We start from the raw sequence: 10,351 nt of genomic DNA, 5'->3' as shown, positions 1-10,351 counted from the left end.
CCACTGTGCAGTATCTGAAACAACACACAGATCACTGAGAAGACTTGAACCTCTTGGGGTTTGGGGCTCTCTGTGTGACAGTTTCATAGAGTTACGGCGGCTATAGCGGTGGGGAAACGCCCGGTCCCATTCCGAACCCGGAAGCTAAGGCCACCTGCGCCGATGGTACTGCACTCGACAGGGTGTGGGAGAGTAGGACACCGCCGGAACATCCTTCGCGAAAGGGGACCCAACACTGGGTCCCCTTTCGTCGTTTCAGCACCTGTGCTGCGAGGACGCTCGAGGGCGCGTGATTGAATTCAGGGTAGGTGGATCGCCCACCGGCCCTCCTCACGCGCGCGAGCGCCGTGGCCGGGTACACCCGCAGGCTACAAGAACAGAGAGGGATCACCGTGGCGGAGCAGAACGACGGCCGCAAACCCTTCCGCCGCAGTAATGGTGGAACCGGACAGGGCGGCTACGGTCGACGCGAGGACGGCGACCGCCGCGACCAGGGCCGGCCGTCGTACGGCGGTGGTCCGCGTCGCGAGGGTGGCGGCGGCCGTGAGGGCGGCTTCAACCGCGGCGGCAGCGGTGGCGGCGGTTTCAACCGCGGCAAGGACAATGAGCGTGGCGGTTTCAACCGCTCCGAGGGCGACCGCGATCGCGGCGGCTATCGGGGCGAGGGCCGGACCGGCTCCGATCGTGACGGCGGCGGCCGAGGCGGTTACGACCGCGGCCACCGCGACGGTGGTTTCAACCGCGGCGGTGGTGAGCGCCGCGAGGGCGGTTTCAACCGTGGCGGTGGCGAGCGCCGCGAGGGTGGCTACAACCGTGCCGGTGGTGACCGTCGTGAAGGCGGTTTCAACCGGGGTGGTGGCGACCGTCGCGAAGGCGGCTTCAACCGTGGCGGTGACAGTGACCGTCGTGAGGGTGGCTACAACCGTGCCGGCGGGGACCGTCGCGAAGGCGGTTTCAACCGCGGTGGCGAGCGCCGCGAGGGCGGGTTCAACCGCGGCGGAGATCGTCGCGAGGGCGGCTTCAACCGTGGCGGTGACAGTGACCGTCGTGAGGGTGGTTTCAACCGTGGCGGTGACCGCCGCGAGGGTGGCTTCGACCGCGGCGGCGAGCGCCGTGAAGGTGGCTTCAACCGTGGCGGCGGCGGTGACCGTCGTGAAGGCGGCTACAACCGTGCCGGTGGCGGTGATCGTCGCGAGGGCGGTTTCAACCGCGATCGTGGTGACCGTCGTGAGGGCGGTTTCAACCGGAGTGGCGACCGCCGTGAGGGTGGTTTCGATCGCGGTGGCGAGCGTCGTGAGGGTGGCTACAACCGTGCCGGCGGGGACCGTCGCGAGGGTGGTTTCGACCGTGGCGGCGACCGTCGTGAGGGTGGTTTCAACCGCGGCGGTGGCGAGCGTCGTGAAGGCGGCTTCAACCGTGCCGGCGGGGATCGCCGCGAGGGTGGCTTCAACCGCGACCGCGGCGAGCGTCGTGAAGGCGGATTCGACCGTGGTGACCGCGGTGACCGTCGTGAGGGCGGGTTCAACCGCGGCGGCGAGAACCGTGGCGGCGGAAAGGGATTCGATCGTGATCGGGGTCCCCGCGAGGAGAAGAAGAGCTTCGCGCGTGACGCGGTCGACGCGACCGGTGGTGAGAAGCCGAGCGAGGACAAGGATTTCGAGCAGACCGGCAACGGCGCGGCCGAGCGGTCGTTCGACGGCGGTCAGGATCGTCGCCGGGGCGGCGAGGGCGCGCGGGCCGGTGGCGGCCGGCCGGGGGAGCGGCGGTCGGGTCGTCCCGACGAACCGGGTCTGCCGGACGACGTGCAGGCCTCCGATCTCGAGCCCGCGGTGCGTCGCGATCTGCTGAGCCTGGACAAGAGCAATGCCGAGTCGGTGGCCCGGCACCTGGTGATGGTGGCGCAGCTGCTGGACGAGGATCCGGAGCTGGCGCTGGAGCACGCTCGTGCAGCGCGGCAGCGGGCCGGGCGGATCGCGGTGGTGCGCGAGACCGCCGGTGTCGCGGCCTATCACGCCGGTGAGTGGGCCGAGGCGCTCTCGGAGCTGCGGACCGCGCGACGGATGTCGGGTGGTTCGGGTCTGCTGGCCGTCATGGCCGACTGTGAGCGCGGACTGGGCCGTCCCGAGCGGGCCATCGAGCTGGGTCGCAGTGACGAGGCGCGGGCCCTGCAGGGCGACGAGGCCACCGAGCTGCGCATCGTGGTCGCCGGCGCGCGTATGGACCTGGGTCAGTTCGATCAGGCCGTGGTGACGCTGCAGACCGCCGAGCTGGATCCGGCGCGGACCGGTTCGGCCGCCGCTCGCCTGTTCTACGCCTACGCCGAGGCCCTGCTGGCCGCCGATCGTGGGGACGAGGCGCTGACCTGGTTCATGAACGCGGCCTCCGCGGACCTCGACGGGGAGACCGACGCCGAGGAGCGCGCCGCCGAACTGTCCGGCCACGGCGACGGTGAGGGCGCGGACTGGACCGCGGCCTTCGACGACGACGAGGACGAAGACGGCGAAGCCGCCGAGGATGAGTCGGATTCCCCTGCGGCGGAGCAGGATTCCGAAGACGATGGACCGGAGAAGTCCGACAAGCCCGCCGAGGGCTCCGAGAACTGAGGACCGGCAAGTGAACTCGACCGTGCGGCCGCGCAACAGCGCAGCCGCACGGTCGTTTCTGTATCTGTGATCAGCGAGAGGGACGGCATTATGCGACTGCGGGACCGGTTCGAGGCCTTGCTACTGGATCTGGACGGGACGCTGTTCCGCGGCCACGAGCGGATTCCCGGTGCGCCGGAAGCGTTGTCGGCGGGGGATGCGCAGCGGCGGATGTACGTCACCAACAATGCGAGCCGTTCGGCCGACGCGGTGGCGCTGCATCTGCGGGAGTTGGGCTTCGACGCCCACGAGGACGAGGTGGTGACCAGCGCGCAGGCGGCCGCGCGGCTGTTGGCGCAGCGGATCCCGGCGGGCTCCACCGTGCTCGTGGTCGGCACCGACGACCTGATGTCGGAGGTGGAGAACGTGGGCCTGCAGGCGATCCGCCGTTTCGACGGCGCGCTGCCGAGCGCTGTCGTGCAGGGACATTCGCCGCAGACCGGCTGGCCGGATCTGGCCGAGGCCGCCTATGCGCTGCGCTCGGGCGCGCTGTGGGTGGCGGCCAATACCGACGCCACGCTCCCCACCGAGCGCGGCCTGGCCCCGGGCAACGGGTCGATGGTCGCCGCGCTGCGGCACGCGTCGGGTCTGGAACCGATCGTGGCGGGCAAACCCTATGCGCCGCTGATGGAGGACGCGCTGGAGCGGGCGCGCACCCGCGACGCCCTGGTGGTCGGCGATCGCCTCGACACCGATATCGACGGTGCGCACGCCACCGGCCTGGAGTCGTTCATGGTGCTCACCGGCGTGAGCACCCTCGCGGACCTGCGCTCCCAGCCGGCCGACCGGATGCCGACCTACATCGCCGAATCCCTTGACGCCCTGAACCATCCGGTGGCCGACCTGGACCCGATCGTGCCGGGTGAGGGCGACATCGCCGACACGATCGCGGCGGCCCTGGCCAAGGCCCCCGGTCGCGCCATCGCTGTCCGGTCGGTACCTGCGTAACCTGACCTCGCTAGGTGTGAAGGCTCACAACGGTTTTCGCGCTTCGAACAGGGTGCGGGCCGAGTAAGCGACGAACGGGCCGTACTCGACGATCTGCCGGTGCAGGTCGCCGAGGCGGTCCCGGTATCCGGCAACGGTGAATCCGGGCACCATCCAGATGACCTTGCGCAGGAAGTACACCACCGCGCCGATGTCGTCGAACTCCACGCGAAGTCGTTCCGGCCGCGCCTGCACGATCTCCAGCCCGGCGGCGCGCGCGGCGGCGGCCTCGGTGTCCGGGTCGCGTTCGCGGCGGGCCGCGGGCTGTGGTCCCAGGAAGTATTCGACGAGCTCGAACACGCTGGCCGGCCCGACATGCTGCGCGAAGTAGGTGCCGCCGGGTTCGAGCACCCGAGCGATCTCACTCCACCAGACGGTGGCCGGATGCCGGCTGGTCACCAGGTCGAAGGCGGCGTCGGCGAACGGCAGCGGCGGTTCGTCGGGATCGGCGACCACCACCACGCCGCGCGGATGCAGCAGCCGTGTCGCCTCGGCCAGATTCGGCGGCCACGATTCGGTGGCGGCCATGGTCGGCGGGAAGGTCGCGGCCTCGGCGAGCACCTCGCCGCCGCCGGTCTGGATGTCGAGGGCGGCCCGCGCGGTGGCCAATCGGGCCGCCTGCCGCCGCTGATATCCCCATGACGGCCGCTGTTCGCGGGCGCGCCCGTCGAGCCATGCGAAGTTCCACCCGGTTACCGGTGCGGCGTCGGCCTCGGCGATCAGCCGCTCGAAGTCGCTGTCCACTCGCCCCATCCTGTCAGGGGCCTGCAACGGGATTTCGGTGCAACGCCGGTGCCCCGGTCGGCGGGCGGATTCGGGATGCGGCGGGGTACGTGTGTTCGAATGCGGGTTCGGGTAGCGTTATCGCCACGATGACTACGCCCACGCCTCGCCCGCAGATTCCCGCGCCGGGACCTCACTCCGGCACGCCAGGATCCCACCCCGGGATGCCGGGGCCCCGCCCCGGGGCGCCGCTGCCCGGGCAGCATCTGGCGGGCGCGAATCAGGAGTTCGCCGACCCGGATCGGGTCAAGGTCGAGGTGGACGCGCTGCTGGCCGAATTGTCGGCGGGCGCGCCGAATCCGGGCTTCCCGGGCGCGCCGAGCGTGCACTCGGAGGGCACCGACATCGTGCGGCGAGCCAAGATTCTGGAGCAGGCGCACGAGGTGCTGGTGCAGGCGCTGGCCACGGTGGACAAGATCTGAGGTGGCCAGGCGCGCACGAGTGGACGCGGAACTGGTTCGCCGCGGATTGGCGCGGTCGCGGGAACACGCGGTCGAGCTGATCAACGCGGGCCGCGTCCTGATCAATGGTTCGGTCGCCACCAAGGCGGCCACGGGTGTCGAGACCGCGACGCCGCTGCTGGTACGGGAGCAGCCCGACGAGGTGCAGTGGGCCTCGCGGGGCGCGCACAAGCTGCTGGGCGCGCTCGCGGCGTTCGAGCCGCAGGGCGTGTCGGTGGACGGCAAGCGCTGCCTGGACGCCGGCGCGTCCACCGGCGGTTTCACCGATGTGCTGCTGTCGAAGGGCGCGAAAGAAGTGGTGGCCGCCGATGTCGGGTACGGCCAGCTGATCTGGCGGCTGCAGAACGATGACCGGGTCCAGGTGCACGACCGCACCAATGTGCGGCAGCTGACGCCCGAACTCATCGGCGGCACGGTCGATCTGGTGGTCACCGACCTGTCGTTCATCTCCCTGGCCCTGGTATTGCCCGCGCTGGCCGCCTGCGCGGCCCCGGGCGCGGATCTGCTGCCCATGGTGAAGCCGCAGTTCGAGGTGGGCAAGGACCGGGTGGGTTCCGGTGGCGTGGTGCGGGATCCGGCGCTGCGGGCCGAGGCGGTGCGTGAAGTCGCCGCCGCGGCAGCGCGACTCGGTTTGCGGACCCGCGGCGTGACGGCCAGCCCGCTGCCCGGACCGTCGGGAAACGTCGAGTATTTCCTGTGGCTACGCAAGGAGTCCGAGCCGATCGGGGCGGGTGACGGCACGGCCGTGGCGCCCGGTGACGGCGCGGACGTCGGTGGGGCCGCCTACGATGCTGACGAGGCGGCGCGTGTGGCGGCGCTGATCGAGCGTGCGGTGCAGGAGGGTCCACAGTGAACGCGGCTAGCCCGGCCAGAGAAGTACTGCTGGTCGCGCATCCCGGACGGCCGGAGATCACCGATACCGCGCATCGGGTCGCGAAGATCCTGTGCGGCGCCGGGATCGGGCTGCGGGTGCTCGAGGACGAGGCCTACAGCACTCGGTTCGACACCGACGAGGAGGGCGCGGCCGACGGATACCCGATGCGGGTGATGACCCACGATCTGGTGGCCGCGGTCGGCACCGAGATGGTGCTCGCGCTCGGCGGCGACGGCACCTTCCTGCGCGCGGCCGAACTGGCGCGCGCCGCGTCGGTGCCGGTGCTGGGAATCAATCTGGGCCGCATCGGTTTTCTCACCGAGGCCGAGGCCGAGCACCTGGACGAGGCGCTGTCGCAGGTGGTGCGGCGCGACTACACCGTCGAGGAACGGATGACCATCGACGTCTCGGTGCGCGTCGACGACACCGTGGTCGAGCGCGGCTGGGCGTTGAACGAGGCCAGCATCGAGAACGCGGCCCGCATGGGCGTGCTGGAAGTAGTGCTCGAGGTCGACGGCCGCCCGGTGTCGGCGTTCGGCTGCGACGGTGTGTTGATCGCCACTCCGACCGGGTCCACCGCCTACGCCTTCTCGGCCGGCGGTCCGGTGGTGTGGCCGGAACTCGAAGCGCTGCTGGTGATTCCGTCCAATGCCCACGCCCTGTTCGCGCGACCCCTGGTGACCAGCCCCGATTCGCTGATCGCAGTGGAAACCGTGGCGACGGGACACGACGCGATCGTCTTCCTCGACGGCCGGCGCACCCTCGCCCTGCCGCGCGGCGGCCGCGTCGAGACGGTCCGCGGGACCGAACCGGTGCGCTGGGTCCGGCTCGACTCCGCGCCGTTCGCCGATCGAATGGTGCGCAAATTCCAGTTGCCCGTGACAGGCTGGCGGGGGCGACGCCGAACGGAGAGCACGAGTGCTGACAGAGATCAGGATTGACGGGCTGGGCGTAATTTCCACCGCCACCGCGCAATTCCACGAAGGTTTGACCGTCTTGACCGGTGAGACCGGTGCCGGCAAGACGATGGTGGTGACGAGCCTGCATCTGCTCAGCGGCGCCCGCGCCGACGCCGGCCGGGTGCGTCTCGGGGCGTCGCGGGCCGTGGTGGAAGGTCGCTTCACCGTCGACGACGTGCACGACGGCGCGCTCGGCGAGGTCGAGGAAGTGCTCGAATCCACCGGGGCCGAACGCGATGACGACGGCAGCATCATCGCCGTCCGCACCGTCGGCAGCGACGGTCGCTCGCGCGCGCACCTGGGTGGCCGTTCGGTGCCCGCCTCGGTGCTCTCCGATTTCACCGGTCCGCTGCTGACCGTGCACGGCCAGAACGATCAGCTGCGGTTGCAGCGCCCGGACCAGCAGTTGCACGCGCTGGACCAGTTCGCCTCCGACACCGTCGCGCCACTGCTGGCCAAGTATCAGAAGGCGCGAAAGGCGTGGCTGGACAAGCGCAATCAGCTGCTGGAGCGGACCGCCCGCAGCCGGGAACTGGCGCTGGAAGCCGATCATCTGACCCAGTCGCTGGCCGAGATCGACGCCATCGCACCCGAACCCGGCGAGGACGAGCATCTCGTCGGTGAGGTGCGACGGCTCTCGGATCTGGACTCCCTGCGTGAGGCGGCGTCCATCGCGCACGACGCGCTGGCCGGTCCCGCGGACTCGCCGGGTGAGGGGTCCGGCGCGCTGGATCTGCTGGGCACCGCGCGGGCCCGCATCGAATCCTCCGACGATACGAAGCTGTCCATGCTGGCTCCCCGTCTGGGCGAGGCGATTTCGGTAGTGGTGGATCTGACCACCGAGCTCAGCTCCTACCTGTCGGATCTGCCGTCGGATCCGGGTGCGCTGGAGTCCATGCTGACCCGCCAGGCCGAGTTGAAGACGCTGACCCGCAAGTACGCGCCCGATATCGACGGGGTCATCAAGTGGGCCGATGAGGCGCGCACCCGGCTGTCGTCGCTGGACGTGTCCGAGGAGGCGCTGGCCGCCCTGGGCGCGGAGGTCGAGACCGCCGCGGAGAAGGTGCGTGAGACCGCTCGCAAGCTGACCACCGCGCGCGGCAAGGCGGCCGGGAAGCTGGCCGCCGCCGTGAGCACCGAACTGGGCGGCCTGGCCATGGGCCGCGCCCGGCTCGAGGTCGGCGTCGGTCCGATCCTGGCGGGCGTGCAGGATTCGGCGCCGCTGGTCATCGACGGCAAGGAGCTGCACGCCGGGTCGACCGGTGTCGACGAGGTGGAGTTCCGGTTGGCCGCGCACTCCGGCGCGCATCCGCTGCCGTTGAGCCGTAGTGCTTCCGGTGGTGAGCTCTCGCGCATCATGCTGGCGCTGGAAGTGGTGCTGGCCAGTTCCGAGCACGGCACCACCATGGTCTTCGACGAGGTCGACGCCGGTGTCGGTGGTCGCGCCGCGGTCGAGATCGGCCGGCGCCTGGCGCAGTTGGCCCGCACCCACCAGGTCATCGTCGTGACCCACCTGCCGCAGGTGGCGGCCTTCGCCGACACCCACCTGGTGGTCGACAAGCTCGATGACGGCCAGGCCGTGAAGTCCGGTGTCAAGGCGCTGACCCAGGACGAACGGGTGGTCGAACTGGCTCGCATGCTGGCGGGCATGGGCGACACCGAGACCGGTCGCGCGCATGCGTGGGAACTGCTGACCACCGCGCACTCCGAGAAGGTCGGCGCGGCCGTCGGCGAGTAGCCCCTACCCCGAGACAGCAACCGGCCGGACCCTTCAGGGGTCCGGCCGGTTCTTTTCTGGCGCTGACGCGCCGATGCCGAAAAGGCGTCCTACTTGACTGCCTTGCGCACGCCGCCGATGAGGGCGTTGGTCAGAGCGCGCAGCCCGGGCTCCAGGATCTGGTCCGGAAGCGGGAGGCTGGGCTCGGACTCCATGGTGTAGACGACCCGGGTGCCGCCGGGGGCGTCGGAGAAGGCGATGGTGCCGACGTGGCGCTTGACCGGGGCGCCGGCGATGACGCGGTAGACCATGCGCTCGCCGGGGACGAGTTCGGTGGTCTCCTCGGTGGGGCCGATGCCCGCGATGCCGAGCTGGTACTGGGCGCCGACGCCGGACGGGCTGCCGATGCCGGGCTTCTTCAGCGAGATCTTGATGGGCAGAAAGGGATTGAGGCTGTCGCGCTCGGAGAAGAATTTGTAGACGACGTCGCGGGGGGCGGGAATGACGGTGTCGACCGTGGTGCTGGCCATGACGGCATTGTCTCCTTTCGTGCCGGTGCACGGAGCATATCCTTACTGGCCGGTAAGAAGATAGCCGTGCATCGGGTACCCCGGCCCGACCGGGTCTCGAGCAACATCTCGGCGATCGAATGTCGAGGCTGACCGGCGCGCCTCCATCATTGGTTGAGACTTTGGGGTGATCATCGGTCGCTATGAAGATGATGGGCCTGCTGTCGCGCAATACCGAAACGCTGCCGGGTCTGACCGGGATGGCCCGGGTGGACCGAAATACCAGGCGTTTGCTGCAGCGCGTGGGCCCGGGGGACGTGGTCGTCCTCGACGAGATGGACCTGGATCGGCTCACCGCCGACCGGCTGGTCGAAGCCCAGGTGGCGGTGGTGGTCAACGCCTCGCCCTCGATCTCGGGCCGGTACCCGAACCTGGGTCCGGAAGTGCTGGTGGCCAACGGCATTCAGTTGCTGGACGCGCTCAGCTCGGACGTGTTCAAGAAGATCAAGGACGGCGCGCGGGTGCGCGTCGAGGGTGGGGTCGTCTACGCGGACAAGCTCGCCAAGAAGGAGCCCGAGGCGCTCGTCGAGGGCATCGAACTTACCGAGGCGACCATCGCCGAGCGGATGGTCGAGGCCCGCAACGGGCTCGCCGACCACCTGGAAGCCTTCTCCGGCAACACCATAGAGTTCATCCGCACCGAGTCCTCCTTGCTCATCGACGGAATCGGCGTGCCGGATGTCGAAGTCGACATGAAGAAGCGGCACGTCGTGGTGGTGGCCGACGGTCCCGAGCACGCCGACGACCTCAAGCGCATCAAGCCGTTCATCAAGGAGTACGCCCCGATCCTGATCGGCGTCGGCCGCGGCGCGGACACCCTGACCCGCCACGGTTACCGCCCCGATCTGATCGTCGGCGATCCCGAGGAGATCACCGCGACCACGCTCAAGTCCGGCGCCGAGGTGATCCTGCCGGCCGACACCGACGGCCACGCCAAGGGTTTGGAGCGCATCCAGGATCTGGGCATCGGCGCGACCACCTTCCCGTCTTCGGGCGCGCCCGCGGATCTGGCGCTGCTGCTGGCCGACCATCACGGCGCGTCGCTGATCGTGACCGTCGGCGCGGCGGCCTCGCTGGACGACTTCTTCGACCGCGGCCGCCGCGATTCGAATCCGGCGACCTTCCTGACCCGTCTCAAGATGGGCACCAAGCTGATGGACGCGAAGGCCGTGGCCTCGTTGTACCGGCACCGGGGTTCCGGGTGGGCGGTCGCGTTGGTGGTGCTGGCCGCGCTGGTGGCGCTGGTGGTCGCGGTGCTGGCCACGCACATGGGTGGCGAGGCGCTGACCTGGGTTTCGCACACCTGGGATCGCGGCTGGCACTTCGGCGAGCGGCTATTGGACCGGCAAAAGTAGTAGG

At 69.9% G+C, this 10,351-nt stretch carries 10 protein-coding genes and 1 rRNA gene; 8 read left to right on the top strand and 3 right to left on the bottom strand.

Features of this window, described 5'->3' with window-relative positions; genetic code table 11:
* Positions 1 to 92: 92 nt before the first annotated feature.
* A 5S ribosomal RNA gene (rrf, locus tag ACYVKL_RS02800) occupies positions 93 to 209 on the top strand.
* A gap of 159 nt (positions 210 to 368) precedes the next feature.
* On the opposite strand, the gene ACYVKL_RS02795 is transcribed toward rrf, so the two are convergent.
* The gene (locus ACYVKL_RS02795) at positions 369 to 1,886 is read right to left on the bottom strand and encodes a hypothetical protein (protein WP_379173624.1); all 1,518 of its coding nucleotides are present in this window, start codon (positions 1,884 to 1,886) and stop codon (positions 369 to 371) included.
* Here ACYVKL_RS02795 and ACYVKL_RS02790 point away from each other — a divergent pair.
* Both ACYVKL_RS02790 and ACYVKL_RS02785 read left to right on the top strand, forming a co-directional pair.
* Entirely contained in the window at positions 1,830 to 2,603 is a 774-nt protein-coding gene (locus ACYVKL_RS02790; RefSeq protein ID WP_379173621.1) for a hypothetical protein, read from the top strand. The genes ACYVKL_RS02795 and ACYVKL_RS02790 overlap by 57 nt on opposite strands.
* Before the next feature lie 87 nt (positions 2,604 to 2,690).
* Entirely contained in the window at positions 2,691 to 3,590 is a 900-nt protein-coding gene (locus tag ACYVKL_RS02785) for an HAD-IIA family hydrolase (protein WP_379173642.1), read from the top strand.
* Between the two features lie 24 nt (positions 3,591 to 3,614).
* Here ACYVKL_RS02785 and ACYVKL_RS02780 read toward each other — a convergent pair whose 3' ends face one another.
* The gene (locus tag ACYVKL_RS02780) at positions 3,615 to 4,382 is read right to left on the bottom strand and encodes a class I SAM-dependent methyltransferase (RefSeq protein WP_379173619.1); all 768 of its coding nucleotides are present in this window, start codon (positions 4,380 to 4,382) and stop codon (positions 3,615 to 3,617) included.
* A gap of 194 nt (positions 4,383 to 4,576) precedes the next feature.
* On the opposite strand from ACYVKL_RS02780, the gene ACYVKL_RS02775 reads away from it, so the two are divergent.
* The 4 genes from ACYVKL_RS02775 to recN are packed head-to-tail and all read left to right on the top strand — an operon-like array spanning position 4,577 to position 8,444.
* Positions 4,577 to 4,834 carry a hypothetical protein gene (locus ACYVKL_RS02775; protein ID WP_213554704.1) on the top strand — a complete coding sequence of 86 codons (258 nt, stop codon included), beginning with the start codon at positions 4,577 to 4,579 and terminating at the stop codon, positions 4,832 to 4,834.
* A gap of 1 nt (position 4,835) precedes the next feature.
* Complete coding sequence (locus tag ACYVKL_RS02770) at positions 4,836 to 5,726, top strand: TlyA family RNA methyltransferase (protein WP_379173617.1); 891 nt, start codon at positions 4,836 to 4,838, stop codon at positions 5,724 to 5,726.
* Positions 5,723 to 6,688, top strand: coding sequence for an NAD kinase (locus ACYVKL_RS02765; protein WP_379173615.1), 966 nt, complete (start codon positions 5,723 to 5,725; stop codon positions 6,686 to 6,688). The genes ACYVKL_RS02770 and ACYVKL_RS02765 overlap by 4 nt, the downstream gene beginning before the upstream one ends.
* Positions 6,666 to 8,444, top strand: coding sequence for a DNA repair protein RecN (gene recN, locus ACYVKL_RS02760; protein ID WP_379173613.1), 1,779 nt, complete (start codon positions 6,666 to 6,668; stop codon positions 8,442 to 8,444). Before ACYVKL_RS02765 ends, recN begins: the two co-directional genes overlap by 23 nt.
* A gap of 89 nt (positions 8,445 to 8,533) precedes the next feature.
* On the opposite strand, the gene ACYVKL_RS02755 is transcribed toward recN, so the two are convergent.
* Positions 8,534 to 8,953 (bottom strand): SRPBCC family protein, encoded by a 420-nt coding sequence (locus tag ACYVKL_RS02755; protein WP_213554708.1) that lies wholly within the window; start codon positions 8,951 to 8,953, stop codon positions 8,534 to 8,536.
* Between the two features lie 182 nt (positions 8,954 to 9,135).
* Here ACYVKL_RS02755 and steA point away from each other — a divergent pair, with 182 nt between their 5' ends.
* On the top strand, positions 9,136 to 10,347 hold the full coding sequence (steA, locus tag ACYVKL_RS02750; RefSeq protein ID WP_379173611.1) for a putative cytokinetic ring protein SteA: 1,212 nt from the start codon (positions 9,136 to 9,138) through the stop codon (positions 10,345 to 10,347).
* The last annotated feature ends 4 nt before the right edge of the window (positions 10,348 to 10,351 follow it).

The organism is Nocardia tengchongensis (assembly GCF_054781395.1).
The sequence above is the reverse complement of the archived record's forward strand: the minus strand, read 5'-3'. Positions and strand labels throughout refer to the sequence as shown.